The organism is Kamptonema formosum PCC 10802, from assembly GCF_000332335.1.
Classification (GTDB): Bacteria; Cyanobacteriota; Cyanobacteriia; order Cyanobacteriales; family Oscillatoriaceae; genus Oscillatoria.
The window spans coordinates 4315860-4335024 of sequence record NZ_KB235948.1; the positions used below are offsets into that span (position 1 = coordinate 4315860).

The 19165-nt window shown below is 55.1% G+C and carries 15 protein-coding genes; 6 read left to right on the plus strand and 9 right to left on the minus strand.

Annotated features, from left to right (window positions below; translation table 11 throughout):
- The first annotated feature begins 198 nt into the window (after positions 1-198).
- Entirely contained in the window at positions 199-492 is a 294-nt protein-coding gene (locus OSC10802_RS50310; RefSeq protein WP_155968050.1) for a hypothetical protein, read from the plus strand.
- Positions 493-1637: 1145 nt separating this feature from the next.
- The gene (locus OSC10802_RS0118755; protein WP_017718312.1) at positions 1638-2840 is read left to right on the plus strand and encodes an argininosuccinate synthase; all 1203 of its coding nucleotides are present in this window, start codon (positions 1638-1640) and stop codon (positions 2838-2840) included.
- Positions 2841-3086: 246 nt separating this feature from the next.
- Here OSC10802_RS0118755 and OSC10802_RS0118760 read toward each other — a convergent pair whose 3' ends face one another.
- Positions 3087-3716, minus strand: a complete 630-nt coding sequence (locus OSC10802_RS0118760) for a DedA family protein (RefSeq protein ID WP_017718313.1) — start codon at positions 3714-3716, stop codon at positions 3087-3089.
- 324 nt (positions 3717-4040) lie between these two features.
- Here OSC10802_RS0118760 and OSC10802_RS0118765 point away from each other — a divergent pair, with 324 nt between their 5' ends.
- Positions 4041-4400, plus strand: a complete 360-nt coding sequence (locus tag OSC10802_RS0118765) for an STAS domain-containing protein (protein ID WP_026098608.1) — start codon at positions 4041-4043, stop codon at positions 4398-4400.
- A 94-nt stretch (positions 4401-4494) separates the two neighbouring features.
- Here OSC10802_RS0118765 and OSC10802_RS0118770 read toward each other — a convergent pair whose 3' ends face one another.
- From OSC10802_RS0118770 to OSC10802_RS0118795, 5 genes are all read right to left on the minus strand, one after another.
- Positions 4495-5274, minus strand: a complete 780-nt coding sequence (locus OSC10802_RS0118770) for a hypothetical protein (RefSeq protein WP_017718315.1) — start codon at positions 5272-5274, stop codon at positions 4495-4497.
- Positions 5267-5830, minus strand: coding sequence for an Npun_F5560 family protein (locus OSC10802_RS0118775; RefSeq protein WP_026098609.1), 564 nt, complete (start codon positions 5828-5830; stop codon positions 5267-5269). Before OSC10802_RS0118775 ends, OSC10802_RS0118770 begins: the two co-directional genes overlap by 8 nt.
- 221 nt (positions 5831-6051) lie before the next feature.
- On the minus strand, positions 6052-6768 hold the full coding sequence (locus OSC10802_RS0118780; RefSeq protein WP_017718317.1) for a Uma2 family endonuclease: 717 nt from the start codon (positions 6766-6768) through the stop codon (positions 6052-6054).
- 1110 nt (positions 6769-7878) lie between these two features.
- On the minus strand, positions 7879-10242 hold the full coding sequence (locus OSC10802_RS0118790; RefSeq protein WP_017718319.1) for an AAA family ATPase: 2364 nt from the start codon (positions 10240-10242) through the stop codon (positions 7879-7881).
- 16 nt (positions 10243-10258) lie between these two features.
- Positions 10259-11347 carry an ATP-binding protein gene (locus tag OSC10802_RS0118795; protein WP_017718320.1) on the minus strand — a complete coding sequence of 363 codons (1089 nt, stop codon included), beginning with the start codon at positions 11345-11347 and terminating at the stop codon, positions 10259-10261.
- Between the two features lie 156 nt (positions 11348-11503).
- Between OSC10802_RS0118795 and OSC10802_RS0118800 the strand changes: the two genes are divergently transcribed.
- Positions 11504-11827, plus strand: a complete 324-nt coding sequence (locus OSC10802_RS0118800) for a TRADD-N-associated membrane domain-containing protein (protein WP_017718321.1) — start codon at positions 11504-11506, stop codon at positions 11825-11827.
- Positions 11828-11977: 150 nt separating this feature from the next.
- On the opposite strand, the gene OSC10802_RS40815 is transcribed toward OSC10802_RS0118800, so the two are convergent.
- The 3 genes from OSC10802_RS40815 to OSC10802_RS0118815 form a co-directional block, all read right to left on the minus strand.
- A complete protein-coding gene (locus OSC10802_RS40815) occupies positions 11978-13474 on the minus strand; it encodes a hypothetical protein (RefSeq protein ID WP_017718322.1) in 1497 nt (498 codons plus the stop codon).
- 350 nt (positions 13475-13824) lie between these two features.
- A complete protein-coding gene (locus OSC10802_RS0118810) occupies positions 13825-15630 on the minus strand; it encodes a bifunctional serine/threonine-protein kinase/formylglycine-generating enzyme family protein (protein WP_232731710.1) in 1806 nt (601 codons plus the stop codon).
- A 217-nt stretch (positions 15631-15847) separates the two neighbouring features.
- Entirely contained in the window at positions 15848-17503 is a 1656-nt protein-coding gene (locus OSC10802_RS0118815) for a hypothetical protein (RefSeq protein ID WP_017718324.1), read from the minus strand.
- Positions 17504-17675: 172 nt separating this feature from the next.
- On the opposite strand from OSC10802_RS0118815, the gene OSC10802_RS0118825 reads away from it, so the two are divergent.
- Positions 17676-18290 (plus strand): thylakoid membrane photosystem I accumulation factor, encoded by a 615-nt coding sequence (locus tag OSC10802_RS0118825; RefSeq protein ID WP_017718325.1) that lies wholly within the window; start codon positions 17676-17678, stop codon positions 18288-18290.
- 198 nt (positions 18291-18488) lie between these two features.
- Positions 18489-19097 (plus strand): hypothetical protein, encoded by a 609-nt coding sequence (locus OSC10802_RS0118830; RefSeq protein ID WP_017718326.1) that lies wholly within the window; start codon positions 18489-18491, stop codon positions 19095-19097.
- The last annotated feature ends 68 nt before the right edge of the window (positions 19098-19165 follow it).

A 19165-nucleotide genomic window follows, 5' to 3' on the forward strand; every position in this document is an offset into this window, starting at 1 on the left:
TGTCAGAAGGTTTGAGTAACGAGCGCGCACCTTTGGTTCCGAGTCTCGCCCACCTGTGCCACCGGCAGCCGGGCGGTAACAGCGCTTTCAACCCTGGCGCTCCTGCAATTCCTGGCGAACCCCTTATTCCCTAAATCCCCCACTTGTCCCCTCTTTTTATAAATTTTGTTAATCTCGCACTGCCGGTCGAAAACAAGCTTGTCAATCGGTGAAATTATAGAACGCGCTCTCAATCCGCTGCAACTGCGAGCGCGGCACCCTGAACCGGCACCGGCACCGAAACGCTCAAAAAATCCCCGCCAGAGCCTGACTTCCCCCCCTTCCTCCGGCTGGCTGCGCCGCGTTCTTCAACAAACCTCACTTTCCCCGCTCCCCCACTCGCGTTTTTCCAACAAAATCTTAACAATCGCCCCTCGCGCCAGACTCACAGCCATTCCCACTCGCCGGTCGGGACAGTTGCCATCCCGCCTGCCAAGCCGGGCACTTCTCTAAAACTTGCCGGCGTTCTAAAGAATTATACAGAAATTAGCGGCCTGCCCTTTCATCCCCTCGTTCTGGGGCAGAAGCTGGGAACGCCGCTTTGGAGGCTCTGACTTGAACAGGACTTACGCTTGCGTCTCTATCTGTAGGGTGGGTTAGCGCTAGCGCGTAACCCACCACGCACCACATGAAGTGTCGCGGCCTAAGTCCTGTTGAAAATGTTTGTAGGGGCGGGTTCACCAACATCTGATATAATAGTATGCACTTAGGTTAGGACATTATATCAAGAGGGTCGGAGGGAACGCCTGCCCTACGCCTTTTTCCCTAGGTCACGGATGTCCTAACCAATATGACTGCTGCTATAGCAGTATGCACTTAGGTTAGAACATTAGACCTTCAGGGGGGGCGGGACGCCTGCCCTACGTCTATATCGCAGTAAGCATTTAGGAAACGTACATTCCGGCCTCCCTTGCTCCAGAGCTCCCGAAGCTTCTATTGTTCTAACCAATATGACTGCTGCTATATAGCGTAGCGCACCCGGACGGTGCTCCTTCGCAGAGACATTTTAGGTAAACCCGCCATTACCGGCAATCGGCGGGCCTCGTAGGGGCGCATAATTTTCATCGGTGGTGCGCAGTTCCGAAGTAACTGCTTGATTCGGCGCTTTTCTTGGGGTAAAGAATTATGGAGAAATTAGCTGCCTAACCTTTAATTTTTCAACCAATTCCAGTGGCGCAGTCTGTCACCGGCATCTCTTGACGCGCCTCGGGCAAATTGTGTGCAATTAAGAGATTTTCCCTCTCTCCCCCCCCTCCTAAAAAAGAAGCCAGAAGCAAGAATAAGCTGTTACGCTTTTAATATGCTTATTGTGGGAAGGAGGCATAGCCTCCAGAAGGGCGTTCCCAGCCTGAGGCTGGGAACGAGGGATAACGAGGGATAGAGATGGATAGCAAAAATTAAATCGGCAACAGCTTAGTGCTGGCCGAGCGAGCGAGCTTCCCCGCGCCCCGGCTCTTTGAAGCTCCCCTGCTGCGCTCCGGGCACTCCTTTGCCGCCCGCCGGTTTCAAATCGTTAAGAATATCGGTAGTTTTTGCTGTCGCTTGGGTAAAATGGGTTAATAATACCTACTTGGTAGTTTTAGGAAATCTACATATCAATGGGTCGCGCTAAAAAAGTTGTTCTGGCTTATTCCGGCGGAGTCGATACCTCAGTCTGCATTCCCTACCTGAAGCAGGAGTGGGGGGTTGAGGAAGTGATTGCCCTGGCTGCGGATCTCGGGCAAGGGGAAGAGCTCAAGCCGATACAGGAAAAAGCGCTCAAATCGGGTGCTGTTGAATCCCTGGTGGTGGACGCCAAGGAAAGCTTTGTCAAAGACTACGGATTTCCAGCGATTCAGGCGAACGCCCTCTACGAAAATCGCTATCCGCTCTCGACTTCCCTCGCCCGCCCGCTGATTGCCAAGCTTCTGGTAGAAGCGGCTGAGAAATACGGCGCTGATGCGGTGGCGCACGGCTGCACCGGCAAGGGCAATGACCAAGTGCGCTTCGACGTTTCGATTGCGGCGCTCAACCCCAACCTGAAAGTCCTGGCACCGGCACGGGAGTGGGGGATGAGCCGGGAGGAAACCATCGCCTACGGGGAGAAATTTGGCATTCCCGCGCCGGTGAAGAAATCCTCTCCCTACAGTATAGACCGCAACCTCTTTGGGCGCAGCATTGAGGCAGGCCCGCTGGAAGATCCCGAGACGGAACCGCTCGAAGAAATTTATGCCATGACCCAGGCGATCGCCGACACGCCTGACGAGCCTGAATACGTGGAAATTGGCTTTGAGCGCGGCATGCCGGCCAGCCTCAATGGCCAAGTCCTGCCGGCGGTGGCGCTTGTCGAGCAGCTCAACCAGGTGGTTGGCAAGCACGGCTTCGGGCGCATCGATATGGTGGAAAACCGGCTCGTGGGCATCAAATCCCGCGAAATCTACGAAACACCGGCACTGCTGGCGCTGATCCTGGCTCACCGGGACTTGGAGAGCCTCACCCTCACCGCAGATGTCTCCCACTACAAGCGCGGTGTCGAAGAAACCTATGGCCAGCTAGTGTACAATGGCCTTTGGTACAGTCCCTTGAAGGCTGCCCTGGACGCTTTCATTCAGCAAACCCAAGAGCGGGTGTCGGGGACGGTGCGGGTTAAGCTGTTCAAGGGCAGCGCCACGATCGTCGGTCGCCGGTCTGACTATTCCCTCTACAGCCCCGATTTGGCCACCTATGGCGCTGAAGACCAGTTTGACCACAAAGCCGCTGAGGGCTTTATCTATGTCTGGGGTCTGCCCACTCGCGTCTGGTCGCAAAAAACTAGGGGCTAGAATGCCGGTGAAGTCATCCTAGAAACCTAGAAACAAAGAAACCGGGTTTCTTGAAGAAACCCGGTTTCTGGCCTCATTCAATGACTTTATTTGTGTGAGCCCTCTCTTTTTTCTTTCCTTGGCGCGCTCTCACGGGGGCGGTTTATTAAAGAAGTAATTTTCACAAATCAAATATAGCCTTTCTCATCCTTTGTGAGGTGCCCAGAAACCCGGTTTTTTTAAGAAACCGGGTTTCAAAGGCCATACCTAGTCCCCACTTTCGAGTCCCTTGTTGCGAGACTCCAGCCAGAGGGGAACGGCAATCCAGGCGACTACCAGAACTAAGGCAACTGCAGCAAATCTGGCGGCTAAACTCACTAACTCCTCTAGGGGCACAATTCGCCCGGCAAAGAAGGACAGCGTGACCATCACTGACGCCCACGCTGCTGCCCCAGCCAGGTTGTAGGCTGTAAATTTCAGGTACGGCATTTCCGCAACGCCGGCTATGGGGCTAGCAAAAATCCGCAGTAAGGCAATGAACCTGCCCACAAATACCGTCTTGCCGGCGTTTTCGCTAAACCGAGTTTTGAGTTTTAGGAGCTGTTCTTCCGGAACGCGGAAAATTCGCCCCGCACTCACCAGCAAGGGCCAGCCGCCATACCTGCCTATCCAATAGCCAAAGTTGCCGCCTAAGGTTGCGCCCAAGATGGCGCTGCCCAGGACGAACCAGTAACTCAGCTCGCCGCTACCTGCCAGAAAGCCCCCGGCTATGGTGATGGTTTCACCGGGTAGCGGCACTCCCAGGTTTTCTAGCAAGATTCCCAGAAACACTGCCCAGTAGCCGTATTGGTGGGCAAGTTGCTGAATGGTATCCAGCGATACAAATTCTAATGACATTTAACACTGCCTTTATAATGTCTTAGTATTTTGTAACATATTGGCGTGCCGGTGGGGGTGGCCTCAGCCGGGCCGGCCATTCCCCCACCGGCAAAGGGCCGGCCCGGCACGTCCGCGCTCGGGTGGCTCTGGCCGATGGGAGAGCCGAACACCGTTTCCGGCAAAATGCCACCTTTTCCACCTGTTTTTCCGTTACATTAATCACAGATCCCCCACACCGAAAAAGGGAAACTTATTTCTTACCAGAAGCATCTGAATAATGTTACTGTTTGGTTTTATTCAGCAGCAATCCGCACTTGCCAGTCTATTGAGTGAACAACAATTATGATGGCCCGACAAGTCAGTCAACCGATCCTCCTCCAGCCCAAACAGCGTCTGGATTCAGAAGGCGGCTGCGCCCTCCAGCAACAGATTGCTGCCATCGCTCCCCAGTCCCACCAGATATGGGTCATTGATATGAGCCAGGTCGATTTCCTGGACAGCTCGGGGCTTTTTTCCCTGGTGGCCGGTCTTTCCACCGCTCGCAAACGCGGATGCCGCCTGGTTCTCTGCAATCTCAAAGCTGCAGTCAGGCTGGTCTTTGAAATCTCTCAGCTCGATACTGTCTTTGAAATTTTTGACAGCTACGATACTGTTTTAGTTTCCCTCGATCGAGAGGCCGCCTCCCTAAGGAAGGCGGCTTAAGTTTATTTATTCTTGACTGAAAGCGCCCGCTGTGCTACAGGGTGCAGTTTTTGGCGTGAAAATTGAATGTTTAGAAAAGGGTTTTCTCCTCGTTCTAGGAATGCAGCAGGCACTCTGCTGAGTGAGCGACTGTCAAATCCAAGATCGGCCTGCCGGTCAGGCAGTGCCAGTGACAGCTAAATAAATCAGGATCTTGCACGCCGATGCTGGCCACCGCCGGCTCGGCTGGATAGGGCCACAAACGGTCAAAGCAAATCAGCTCCCCAAGAAATCCAAATTGCACTAAATAGGTCGCCGGCGGGGCGTCGAGGGAGCGCAGCAATCGGTACGCCAATTCGTACAGCTGCTGCCTCCAACTGTCCGAGACGTGCGCCGGCTGCCTGTAAATTTTACCATTTCCGGATATAGCGTTTGTTTTATCGCCTCGCTCTGTCTCGCTTGAGGCGGATTTTTTGGCTGAGTAATAATCCGGATTGCATATCACTTCCCCGTAGAGGGGCCCCTTTGCGGTGAGGACAGCCGGCAGCCAGTGCTCGCCGGCACCCACCGGGTATCCCATTTGCTCGACGTGCCGGCGAAGTCCGGGGACATCGCGGCATGTCTGGTAGGTGCGCTGAGCGGGAAATGGGACAGTATCCGGTAAATTAAGCGTTAAAGGGCAGAGGAGCGCCTCACCGGCACTGAGGGCGCTGGCAATTCCCGGTTGCGTGAGGGATCTGGCGGAGAGGGCGCGGACGGGTGCCGGTGGGGCTTTGGGTGAAGCGGAGATAGCCTGCGTGAGAGCAGAAACCATTTGAGCTGTCGCCGGCGATGCCGGGATGAGTTCGCCAGAGTTCTCCGCTTCAGCATCGATTGCGATCAGGATTTCAGGCATTGCCAAACGAGGGCAAGTTGATAGGAGAGTTAGAAGGGGAGAAGCTGGGCAGATCCAGCTGGCCATTGCCGCGACGAGTGCGGACGGCGAGCCGGTAGTTGAGACTTTGCAGTTCGGCGTGAAGCTGGCGATTTTCGCGCTGGAGCATGGCCACTTTCTCTTTCACCGGCTCCATGCGCTCAGCAAACTTCTCGCGATAGACAATCGGCAATTCTTGCACGACTTGTTCCAGCATGCGGCTGCGGTCAGTCAATTCTTGCACAGACTGGCGCAGCTGGAAAAGCTCGGCATCGCGCTGGCCAACTTGCTCTTGGTAGAAGGCCAGCTGCTGCTCCAGACCTTGCAGCTGTTCGCGGATGGCCTTCATTTGGGCGCTGTTGCGTTCAGGCGCAGCCGGCTGCTGGGGCGGGACAAAGTTATTATTTTTGCCCTTGACGAGGCGGAACAGTTCCTGGGACAGCTGCTGGACGAGCTGGTCTTTCATCTGCAGCTCTTCCCGCAGTTGGGCGTTTTCGCTTTCCAGGGATTGCAGGGAGGGGAGTTCTGTTTGGCTCACGGTGGGTTGCAGCTCCAAAGATTAATAATGATTATGTCAGGAATGGGAGGCGGCGGGTGCCGGCTCTTCTATTCCTTATATTAGTTTTTCTGTTAATTTACCACTGGCGGCGGGTTTTGACCATTCCGACGCAGGACAGGCGGGACGCCTGTCCTCCCGCCTGTCCGGTGCACAGGCGGGTGCGCAGGCGGGTGCGCAGGCGAGACGCCTGTTGCACTCCGTTAGGGGCTTCTGAGGCTCTCGACAAAGGCTGCGTGTGCCGGTGTGGCCAATCCCTGCTGCAGCACCGCCAGCACCGCCGCCAAATCGCCGGCGAGCAGTGCGGGGACCCGAAGCCACAAACCGGGGAAAATCTCGCTGCGCAAAACACCGGCTTCATCTGGCTGCAGGGGGATATATTCGCCTTCTGTGAGTTTGTACCAGTCCACTCGACTGTCGTAAACCCGCCACACAAGATATTCTCGCACTCCATTGCGCCGGTAGGCTGTGAGTTTGTCGCCGACATCATAGGAAGCGCTGGAGGCGGCTACTTCAGCAATGAATTCCGGTGCGCCTTCCACATAGCCATCATCGCTGATGCGCGACTGTCCGCCGGCACTGGGTTCCAGTCGCAGGAGGGCATCGGGTTGGGGTTCGTTGTCCACATCCAGGCGCACTGTGGCATTGTCGCCCAACCGAACGCCGGGTGTGCCGGCAGTGTAGACACCCAACCAAGTAATCACCCGCGCGTGCGGTTCAGCGTGAGGCTCAAAACGTAACGGCGACGCCATATGCACCACTCCTTCAATCAGTTCAGCTTTCTTAATGTGCGGCATTGCTTGGTAGCGCCGCTCGAATTCATAGCGAGTCAGGCGATCTCCATTCTCTAGGGGCGGCAATTTTTTCGGCTCTCCCGCCGGCAATTGCTCTGGGTTGCGCACTAATTTTTCGACTGTCATAAGATATTCCCTTTGCCTACCTGCTTCCAGTTTACCGGCTGGGGGGGAAACCGGCAGATGTCACCTCCTGTAGAGACGCCACCCCGGCATTCGCACCCCAGGGGCTGTGAGCGGGGCCGCCGGCTCTAAATGTGCCGGTTCTGTGTGACAGAAATTTTGGCAAAAATTGCACAATTTTCTGGATTTGTGCTATGCTAAGGATAATGGAAAAGGTGCGGCCATATAAGGTCATATTGGGCCACATTGGGCTAACGCCCAACTACAAACCTTTCCCCTCGCATTCCTAGAATCTGTAGGGTGCGTTCCGCCTGAGTGTACCCTTATTTGTGTGCGGAAATTGATCGGGCGGAACGCACCCCCCGGTTGCGGTGATCGGCTTTGCGAGCCGGCACCATTATGTGTGCGAGAATGGATGAGGCGGAACGCACCCTACTTTCTTTTGCTAGTTCCCCTGGCAATTAGCTAGGTTCCAGGCGATTGGAAATCGCGGCTATACAAACGAAGCCCGCCTTCGCGGGCTAAGAGTATATTGAGACTCTCAAAATCTGCGCGGTTTTCCTCGTTGCGCAGTTTTCCTTGTTCCTTCGTCCCCTGGCAATTAGCTAGGTTCCAGGCGATTGGAAATCGCGGCTATACAAACGAAGCCCGCCTTCGCGGGCTAAGAGTATATTGAGACTCTCAAAATCTGCGCGGTTTTCCTCGTTGCGCAGTTTTCCTTGTTCCTTCGTCCCCTGGCAATTAGCTAGGTTCCTGGTGATTGGAAAGAGACTGTTGGCGAATTGATTGGGGGTTTTACCCCACCCCCAACCCCTCCCCGTTAACGGGGAGGGGAGCTTTCTGGTAACCCTTGTTTTCCCTTTTCCTTGTCTTTTCTGAAAAAAAAACCGCGCAGATATTGAGAGTCTCGATCCACTCTTAGCCCGCGAAGGCGGGCTTCGTCTGTATAGCCGCGATTTCAATCGCCAGGAACCTGGCCAACTAGCCAGTGGTCTAACCCCTCACGCATTCGCCAACAGCTTCTTTCCAATCGCCGGAGAACTAGCAAAATCGCCTGGGAACTAGCTGTAACAGCTGAATATACAACGCCATCCTCAATGCGCTCAGATACGCTCATGCAAACCACCGGCGAATTAACTCCACCTGGAAGCGGAAACCGTCACCGGCATGTTCAATGAGTTCGCGGCGCAAAAGCAGGTTGAGGGTGCTGTCGAGGCTGTCGGGTTCCTCGCGGGAGAGAAATTGCCGGCTGGCTGTTGCGCGTTCCCCCTGTGCGGCGATGCAGCGCAATACGGCTAGCCCACCGGCATCTATTTGGTTGCGTTCGATGTCGGAGAAAAAGAAACTGCCACTTTCTAAAGCACGCGGCACTGCAGCTTCTATATCGGCTAAGGTGGCAAACCGGCGCACTGAGGGATCTTGCTCGTTTTTGAGAATGACAATCTCGTTGCAGAGGAGTTGCACCAAAAAGGGGTGATGGCGGGTTAAATCTAGAATTCGCTGCACCGCATCGGGTTCATAGCGCAGGGTAAAATCTTTGATGGGGCGCTCTATCAGCTGACGCGCTTCCGGTTCTCTCAGGTAGCTGATATGCACGACTTGCACGTTGATCAGGTAGCTCGCCCAGCGCTGAAATTCCTCTATCGTGTGGGAGCCGGCGAGCAGCACTTTGAAGCGGGGGCGGTGCTGGATTAAGTGGCGCAGCATTCCCAAAATTCGCTCTTCATCAAAGCGTCCTTTCCTGATGGCGCTGTCTAAAGCCTCGAATTCATCCAAGGCAAGCAGGGCGGTATTTTGTTCGAGTGTATTTTCGACTTCATCTAACCATTCGTCGAAGCCGGTGAAGGGATCTGCTGCTAGGGTTTCGCGGGGGAGGGGCGGCAGATTCAATTCGCTCTGTCGCTTGGCTGAGTTTATCATGCCTCTAGCGAGGTTGTAGAGAAAACCTGCCGGGTCACTCGCCTGTGATGCCGGTCCTTGCAAGTCCACAAACATGGGGATGATGCTGTTGGGGAGGAGGCGTCCGAGGTTGTTGAGAAGGGAGGTTTTGCCCATGCGCCGCTGACCGTAGAGTAGCAGAGGGGGGCGACGCCGGTCTAGCAGTAATTGCTCGATGCGCTTGCCAATCTCAGTGCCGCTGATATCAGCGGGTTTGACAAAGATTTCCTGCTGCTCATTCAGGGGGATGCCAGTGATGTAGGGGTTGTCAATCTCTTGGCGGAGTTCAGCTTCTTTTGCCAGTTCGGACACACGCTCGGCAAGAATTTGATGCCAGCGGAGGGCGATGGGCTGAAACCGAACCGCGTATTTGTTGCTGCTGCGGGTTAAGTACCGCAACTGAGCTTCTAAACGGTCTGCAACAGCGCTGAGCGCTAGACGCTTGTTATAAGCACTTTCCTGATTGAGAGCAGCGTCTGCATCCTCGCTGATGCGACTGAAGATGCGGATCACTGCGCCGGCTGGGCTTTGCAGTTCGCTAATAACCAGACTGCGGTGAGCATTACGGATGGCTTCCACATCCGCACAGTTTTCTAAACTCCGTGCGTCCAGTTCAATTTGTGCCGCCTGTGCCGCCCAGCGCTGCCGGCTGGTACTCAGATATTCGATGGCAGCTTTTCCCTCAGCTGGGTTGCGCTCCATCACTAAAAGGAGATGCTTGTCCAAGTCATATAGGGGAATGCGCTGCCACTCATCCCAAAAGGCAGAATGCCAGCGCAACAGACTGGGTTGAGTGCCTGTTCGTTTTTTGTCCAGTTGATACAGGAGGATATTCCATACGGTCAGGAAGGGATAGAGTACCGCTGGTAGCCACAAGTTTACAGTTACTCCCACGCCCGACGCCACGCCGAACGCCACGCCCCACGCCACGCCCGACGCCACGCCCAACGCCACGCCCAACGCCACGCCCAACGCCACGCCCCACGCCACGCCCCACGCCACGCCCCACGCCACGCCCCACGCCACGCCCCACGCCACGCCCAACGCCACGCCCGACGCCACGGCCCACGCCACGGCGAACGCCACGCCCGACGCCACGGCCCACGCCACGGCGAACGCCACGCCGAACGCCACGCCGAACGCCACGCCCCACGCCACGCCCCACGCCACGGCCCACGCCACGCCGAACGCCACGCCCCACGCCACGCCGAACGCCACGGCCCACGCCACGACACGAAAAATTTTGTCAGCTGGCTCGCCCAACCCCCACAGCACCAATCCGAGAAGCAAGTTAGCCAGGACAGGGGAGAGCAGGTATCCTTGGAGCCGCAGCCGCCACAGAGCGAAGTTCCGCCAGCGCCCCTGTCTAATCAATAAAATCAGAGAGGAGTTAGGCTTCAAATCGGGGTCAATCCTGGTTATGTGATTGCGGAAAGCTGTGGGGCGGAAAAAAACCCAGAACATCAGTTGCAGCGTGCCCAGAATTAGGTTGGGGTGCTGCTCGGGTGCGTTGGTGTAGGCGTTGCGCGGGACGTTCATGCTAATTCTTTACCTGTCACTCCAACAAATGTTTGAAGCCCTGTATCTGCCGTAAACCTTCTTTGCGCCAGCCGTCTCCAGTTTCCCCATTTTCCAGACTAACCAATCGTTCTCGACAGAGGATTTGCAGCAGAAGTGGCCATCGTCCGCTCTGGGTGAGAATCCACTCTACATCCTCATCTGGGAAGGTCATCGGCGAACCGGCAATCAACTCACGCGCCTCTGCCTCTGTCAGCGGCCCCAAAGTCGCGCTATATCCGAAAATGTTGAAAAACGGAGAACTGTGCTTGGTGTTGTGAGCCAGTTCAACCGGCGATTCCGGCGCTGCCAGCACAAACGCCAGATTTCCACCGGCATAATTGGTTGCCCAAGATCGCAAACACTCCCAGAACCCATCATCTAATTCTGGACAGCGTTGCAGTGCGACGCCTATCTCATCCAGCAGGATAACTGTGGGCGAGTGCAGCTTGTCGCCAACCGCATCCATGAAGCGATCCAAATCGCAGGGGTTGGGCACCGGCACACCCAGCTCCTTTAATATGTAGCTTAGCAACCCCTCCCGGCTGTGCCGGCGGGTATCTTGGAAGTCTGCGAAAATCCAGCGATAGCGTTGTGGATGCGGCAGCCAGTCGGACTTTTGGCCAGGGCGCAACTGTGCCGGTGGGGTGGTGGTGATGTTTTTCAGGTAGTGCAGCAGGGAAGTCTTGCCGGTGCGCTTCTTGCCGATAATGGCGGCGTTTTGCAGGGGGTGGCGTTTCAGCAAGCCGAAAATGCGTTGAAGTTCGTAGTTGCGCCCAAAGAACTGGCGAGGGTAGGTGATGGGGTTGCCGGTGATGAAGGGCGAGAGTTCCTCAATGGGTGCCGGTGGGGGTTGTGGATCTTCCTCTTCTTTACAGGCTATTTCTTGCCAGTCAAACCCCAGTTTCTCGCTGAGTTCTACAAAATTCAGATAATCAACGGGTTGGCCACCGAGGAAGTTCTTGACGGTGGACAGAGATAGTCCTACCGCGTCAGCCAAAGCTGCCTGGCTGGCATGGCCCTTAAGCTTGAGGGCCGATTTTACTTCATTGATGTACTCTGGGGCAACCTTGTTCGACCGCGACATCACTGTTCCCAGGAAGGACTATCCGATTATAGAGCTTTTTTCCAGCCCAACCACAAGTCATCCCTAAGTCATCTCAAAGTCACCTGTTTCCCACCCCGCATCTGAACCAGCGCTAGGTTTAGATGGAATTGTAGAGCTCAAACCGACTAAAACGCCATGTTGAATGAAACCCCAAACACCAACCAGACGTTACCCTCTACTTCGGAACCTGATGACGCTGTTCTGGACATGGAGCGAGAGTTCATGGAAGAACGTTTGCGTCAAGCTCGTCTCAGCTTCAACCTGACTCTCATACTGACAGCCGTGAGTGCTGTCATCAGTGTTGTGGGTGTCGGACTTTTGTTTGCGGGGAAAGTCCCGGAGGGAAGCGTCACGACAGCTGGGGGGTTGAGTTGCAACATTGTCAGCTTATTAAGGCTGACTAAGGAAACCAATGACCGGCTGGACAAAATGGCTCAGGAGTTCAAGGACGAAGATTGACAAAGTAGGGTGGGTTACGCGTCATCTATTATAGCACATAATGGGTTGGGTGAGAAACCGGGTTTCTTGGGGGCTGGGGGGTGGGTTCCGCCAAGCGAGATTTTCGCACACAAATCAGGGGTGCTGTCAGGCGGAACCCACCCTACTTAACTACAGGGGGCGCTGTGTGTCCGGTAGCATGTGGGGGCTACCGGCTTGTTGGTCAATTTTTGCCGCCAATTCGCGCACACAACCGGCTACAATCTCATACCAGCGAAGAGCAATCGGGTAAAAACGAAGGGCGTCTTTATCGCCGCAGGCGGTTAACTCCCGCAAGAAGTTATCCAGATTCTGCGCGACAGCGCTGAGGGCTAGCAGCCGATTAAAGGCACTCTCCTGACTCACACCGGCATCTACTTCTTGGCTAATCTGGCTAAAGCTGATCAGCCAAACACCGGCAGGGCTTTCTGAATCACCGGCACCCAAGTTTTGGTGTGCGTTACTGATATCTCGCACGCCCCCACAATTTTCTAAACTCCTGGCGTCTATTTCAATCTGCGCTGCCTGCGCCGCCCAGCGCTGCCGGCTGGATTTCAGGTAGTTAATTGCGGCTTTTGCTTCATCGGGATTGCGGTCCAGTATCAAAATCAGGTGTTTGTCTAATTTGGGGAAAGGCAAAAACTGCCACTCATGCCAGAATGCGGAGTGCCGGTGCAGCAAACTGAATTGACTCCCGGCAAATCGTTTATCCAGTTGATAGAGGAAGATATTCCATACTGTTAATAAAGGATAAAATACTACCGGCAGCCAATAGTTGACAGACACTCCCAGCGCGAACGCCACGCCCGAAGATACCCCCGACGACAGGCCAAATGCTAAGCCCAAGGTGACAATCGACGCCAAGCGCCACCCGACGCGCCACGCGATGTCGGGCGAGACGCCGGGAACTGCGCCCGACACCACGCCCAAGGTGACGCCCAAGGTGAAGCCGGACATCACGCCCAACACCACGCCCAAGGCAAGACCGGATGTCAAGCCCGACACCACGCCGGATGACATGTGAAACGCCACGCCCAACCCAACGCCAAACACGACGCCCAACCCGACGCCCCACCCCACACTCCGCCTGGCGCTGAACCCCGGACTCAAGGTGACGCCCAGGACTGCGCCCGACGCCGCGCCCAACCCGACGCCCCACCCGACGCCCCACGCGAACCCCAAGGCCAAGTTGAGGGCCACGCCCCACGCCATAGCTAACCCGACGCCCAAGGTGACGGCTAGGGCCACGCCTGAGGCCACGCCCCACTGCACGCCCGACGCCACCCACGATGTCAGCCCCCACCACACGCCGGACGCCACGCGCCAGAAAATGATTTCTTTTGATTGGCCGAGTGCGGACAGTATTAAACCCAGGATTGAAAATGCCAGGAAAGGTAATATTAAATATTCCTGGATTAGCAGTCGCCACAAAGCCCAGTTGCGCCACCGCAAACGGGTGCCCTGTTGCCGATTTGGGTCTAAGGCGGGGTCAATGCGGGTGAGGTGGTTGCGCCATGCTGAGGGGCGGAAAAAAAGCCAGAACAGCAGTTGCAAACTGCCCAGAATAATGTTAGGATGTTGTTCGGGGGCATCTGTGTATGTGCTGGGTGGAATAGTGGGAGAGGTCATGGATGCTTCTGGTTGATTCACCTTAATAATGAACCGCCAAGACGCGCCAGCGGTTTCCCGTAGGGTAAATGCCAAGTACGCCAAGTTTTGCCTGGTTCCGGGCGATTGGAAATCGCAGCTATACAAACGAAGTCCGCCTGCGCGGACTAAGAGATTTTGCTAAGTTCCAGGCGAATGGAATTCGCGGTTCCAGGCGAATGGAATTCGCGGCTATACAAACCAAGTCCGCCTACCCAACGGGCACGGGCTTCGCCCAACGCGGACTAAGAAAAGAGGGAAATTCTTGAAACCCGCGCAGGCGGGTTTCGTCTGTATAGTTGCGGTTTCAACCGCCGAGAGACTGCGGGTTACTAAGCGCTGACAAAGGAAACGGCGACGCGAAATCCGAAGCGGTTATTCCGGATTTCTGGCACAACCCTGCAGCGGAAAGCGGAACGGCAATCCCTGGGGTTGCTGAACCAAGAACCCCCGCGCAGCAACCGGCGATTTTGATTGCCACCGGCATCCCAAACACCCCCATCCGCTAGCGCACCGGCATAATTATCATGCCACGGATCGGCGCACCACTCCCAGACATTCCCGTGGGTGTCGTACAAACCAAAAGTGTTGGCTGGAAAACTCCCCACATCTGCTGTCTGTTTGCTATAGGTTCCTTTGGGTTCAGAAGCGTAAGTATAGTTGCCGTGATAATTAGCTATTTCAGTTGTAACTGTCTCGCCAAAGTGGAAGGGCGCAGTGCGGGTGTCCTCGCCGGCAGACGCACGACAGGCATATTCCCACTCAGCTTCGCTGGGTAAGCGGTAGTTGCGCCCGGTTACTTGGGAGAGTCGCGCACAAAATTCGACAGCATCGTACCAGGATACATTCTCCACCGGCCTGTTTGCGCCTTTGAAATAAGACGGATCGGGATTTAAATCCAGGTACACCTTGGGTAGGGCTGCGACAGCTTTCCACTGCGCCTGTGTTACGGCATATTTCCCCATAAAAAAGGGCTGCACTTTTACCAGGTGCTGCGGGCTTTCTTCATTATATCGCCCTGACTCAGTTTTTGGGGAACCCATCAGGAAAGTTCCCCCTGGAATCGACACCATTTCCAAGGGCACCCCACTGCCAGCGTCTTGGGCAAAGTATTCCGCTTGCCGGCGCGTGCGGCTGATTTCTCGCCCGTAAGTGTCTACGGTAATAGCGTCGAAGGCAAACTGCTGCAAGGGTGTTTTGCCTGAGGGGGGAGAGGTGCTAACCGAAAGGGGAACTCCCGACGTTAGCAATCCAATCCCGGCAAAACCGGCAGCTTTAAAAAGTTGCCGGCGTGTCGGGGAATCCTCTTTTATCAGGGAGGAAACCGCTTGCAGCGCTTCCACTGCTGACGGGTAGCGCCGGCGGGAGTCACGGCGCACCATTGTGTCTAAAATCTTGGCCAGCTGGGGGCTAACTCGCACTTTGTTGCGCCAGATAATGTCACCCGTCTGGGGATTTTCTGGCAGTCGCCGGGGAAAGATGCCGGTGAGTGCTTGAATTGCTGTCATTCCCAGAGCGTACACATCGCTGCTAAACTGGGGGTTGCCCTTCGCTTGCTCATTTGGCATGTATCCGGGGGTGCCAATCCCAACTGTTAAATTCGCCTGAGTTGGCGCACTCACCACTTGGGTGCAGACTTGCTTAATTGCGGCAAAGTCTATCAAGACAATTTTACCATCTTGGCGGCGTCGGATTAAGTTTGCCGGTTTGATATCGCGGTGGATCGCACCCTCCTGATGCGCGTGAGAGAGGACTGTCAGCACATCCAGCAAAAAGGCAATCACCCGTTCTTCCGTCCACCGGCATCCCGGTTTGATTTCCGCGCACAAGTCCTCGCCTTCTATAAAGTCTCGCACGAGATAGAACTCTTGATTCTCCTCGAAGTGAGCTAGGACTCGGGGAATTTGGTCGTGTTCGCCCAATTTGTGGAGGAGTTTAGCTTCCGTGTCAAATAGGGTTCTGGCAATCTCCAACGCGGACAGATTGTTGGACAGGGGTTTGAGCTGTTTGACGGCGCAGGTAGGACTATCTGGCAACTGGGTGTCAGAGGCGAGGAAAGTTGACCCAAATCCCCCGCCTCCCAAGTGTTTGACGATCTTATATCGCCCCGCAATGGTTGTTCCCAACATGTGTTTCATGCAGTTCAATGGCAAGTTTCGCTCTAGGATACAGCCTTTGCGCACAAATGTCAATCACCTTTTTTGCCAAAGTTTTCACCCTCACCCCCTACCTCTCTCTCCCTACTTCGGATAGGGGGTTCTTGGGTTAAGACGTAGGACAGGCGTCTCGCCTGTCCCTATCCTTGCTAACAAGTGAGATGCCTTGTCTGGGAAGGTGTCCCCTCCCGCAATAAATCTACCGGCTCTCAATGCTCAAATCCACATCTGCCGGTGTAAAATATAACTGGGCGCTGCCCTCACTCAAGGCGGCAATGGCATCCTGTTTCCGCAAAGTATTAAAAATCGCCAGCTTCTCCGATGCTGGCATGCCATTCCCCAACCCGTCAAAGAACGCCCTGACGCGAATTGCCTCCGCCTCACCGGCAGTTACCGCCTCGGTTTGCGCGTGCTGCCGGCGCAAGTCCAGCAGCTGTCCCTTCAGCCGCTCAACTTCAATCTCCCCCTCTATCTCCTTAAGTTTAACATCATTATCGCCCTCCTGTTTCTGCAGCCGGTTCAGCCGGTTTGTCGTCTCCTGGATAATCTCTAGCAAAATCCGCTGCGTGTCCGGATCTTTGCAAGCGACTGAGCGCACTTCCACCGCATGAAGCGCCACCCCACGCTCGGCATAAAAGCTGTCCTCCACGCCCAGCACCGCCTGTCTGACTATGGCATTAAACCCCGCCAGAAATCTTTCCAGCGATACCTGCGATACGGACTGAATAATCAGGCTGCGAGCGTGGGCGCAAATCGCGCCGGTGGTATCATCTGTCGCCTGAATCATGGCAGCTACATCCACAATCTGCCAGAAAAACGTCAAGCCGATAATCAATTCTACATTATCCTGCGTTCGCGCTTCAAACTCGTACCACATGAATTTGGGTCGCCCGTCAATGTGGGTGAAGATGAGGTTTTTCTCGTTTTTGTGCAGCCCGCTGGCCCACCGGAATTCCACCAGCTCCTCATACGGCTGCAAAAAGAAAGACCGTTCATCACCTGTTCCCCGTTTTATGCTATAATCTCCAAAGCGGTCTTTGACGACGACCGTTTCGTGATTCTCCAGCAAAATGCGCTGGCGCACTTCTACGATTTCTTGATTCGCCTCCGGACAGAAAACCTGCGTCTCTGTTATCAATCGTAGCGTGCCAGTTTGCGTGTCCCGCACCAGGACTGCAGTGTGTTCGTCAATATTGACCCCTTCCCCGATGCTGCTTAAAATATCTTCGATAATCTCTTCCGCAGGAGTCAGGTAGAAACTCCTCTCGCCGCGCTCCACGCGAATCATGCCGGTGCTTTTATCAATCACCTTGACATACTGATTTTGCTGCAGTAAAATAGGAGTGCGGAGTTCGACAATTTCCTGATTGGCAGCTGGAATGAACACTTGGGGGTCGGAAATCAGCTGCAGTTGGCCGGTGGAAATATCTCGCACCAGCACCGCTGTTCCCTCATCAATATTGACACCCTCCCGCACCGGCTCTAGAATCTGTTCAGTGGGGTTGAGACAGACACTGCGATCTCCTCTTTCCACCCGAATCGCGCCGGTGCGCTTGTCAATTAGCCGGATGTACTGGTTGCTTTTCAGGGGGATGGCGGAAAGCTGTTCCAGGATTTCCTCACTCGCCGCCGGGAAGTACAGCTTGGGGCCAAATTCGTTGCGCAACTCGCCGGTGAGGGTGTCGCGCAGGCGCAGGTATTCGGTTGGCCCAAGGGTTTTGGCCTTGCGGCGCTGCACCCGCCACCAGGGCTGGGAGTAAAACACAGCGGGCCCATTCACTGTCCACCGGCGCGTGAAGCCCTCGACGAGCAGCTGTTCGTCTTCTTTGAGATAATATATCCAGGGCAAAAACATGCTAAAATCTCTGAAAGAACTACAGATATTCTGCCCGTTTGCTCGCCCCCGGTTAGCAGCGCCCCCACCGGCACAGGGGAAACCCGCCGCTGGGGCCAGAAACCGGGTTTATTCGGCGAAACCCGGTTTCTATTAAAATGTAGAGGGTGTAAGGTTTTGTGAGAATTTGATGATGATTTCCGGGTTGCGGTTGGTGAAAAGTTTTCTTGCGGGTGCGGGACCGGGCTGCCGGTGGCGGCAGGCTGTGTCTGGCTTCCTGCGGTTGCTCGTCGTTGCGGCGATCTGCCTGCTGCTGGTGCTAGCACAGCCGGCACAAGCCGGTATAAACGATGACAAATTCGACGGCAATATTTTCGTCCTGTATGCCGGCAACGGCTCTCTGGTGCCGCCGAAAGTGACGCTGGCAGAGTCCCTCAAGCAAAGCAAGCCGGCCATCGTGACATTCTATCTCGATGACAGCAGCGACTGCAAGCAATTTGCCTCCCTCGTCTCCCGACTGCAAGCTTTCTACGGGCGTGCGGCGAATATTATCCCAGTAAATGTGGATGCCATTGCGCCCAAATCGAGTTATGACAGGACGGAACCGGGCTATTATTACGAAGGCGCAGTCCCCCAAACCGCGATAATCGACCAGTCGGGCAACGTGGTGTTTAACGCCAAGGGGCAAGTTCCCTATGAGGAAATAGACGACGTGTTGCGGAAAGTATTTGATTTGCTGCCCCGTTCCGAATCGGTTGAGCTGAAGCGCCGGTCCTTCAACGAGTTTAACAGCGAGTTGAGTAAGTAGGCAGAAAACATGCCCTTCCGGGCACCCCTTCCTTAAGAGCCGGCTGTGAAAAATCAGCATTTCCTGACAGCCGGCGCTTAATTGTGCGCTCGCAGACAGAACTGAAAATCTCCCCTGCCGATAATGTCCGGAACTTAGATAGCAGCCACCGGCATACAGAGGTTAAACTATCCGAAACTGCGACCAGAAGGTGTTCTGATGACAAAATACAGCACGCAGGAGCTAATCAAAATCTTGGCTGACGAGCGCCTCGCCTGCCTGAAGGGACAGCGCCTGAACCTGGCTGCGACTCCTTCTACCGGCAACCCTGTAATCGACAAGTTTCTCAAAGCGGAGGGGTTGCAAAAGTTCACAGCCTATCAAGATTTTAAAGCCACTGTCCACCGCTACCAGCTCGAACATCAAGTATCCGGGATTGTCTGGCGTCAGCTGGCGCTCAAGGGCAAAACTGTGGGAATCCCCGAAGTGGACGACCAGCTGATTGCCCTCCCCAGTGACATCCAGACGCTGAAGAAGGCTAAGCCTAAAATCCTGGCATTCTGGAAGGAAGTTACAGCGGGGATGGACTTGTACCTGAGCGTTCACGGCGGCAAAGATTACCGGCAAGTCGAGCCGGCTGATGTAAGCCAGATTGCCCTGGGCACAGAATGGGCCGGCTTGTGCGCGTGGGAGCATAGAAATTTCCTGGAAATCGTCTTGCAGCTGGCATGGGGGAAGCCAGAAGAAGCCGCTTACCGGCGGGGGTGGCCAGATTCGGGCAGCGAGTATATCCATGCTGTAAATCCGGGCTGCCGGCCTATTTGTTAATATCAATATTTAACTAACTCGATCCCAGAAGTAGGGTTCGTTCCTTGAGTTCCGCATAGAATCACGGT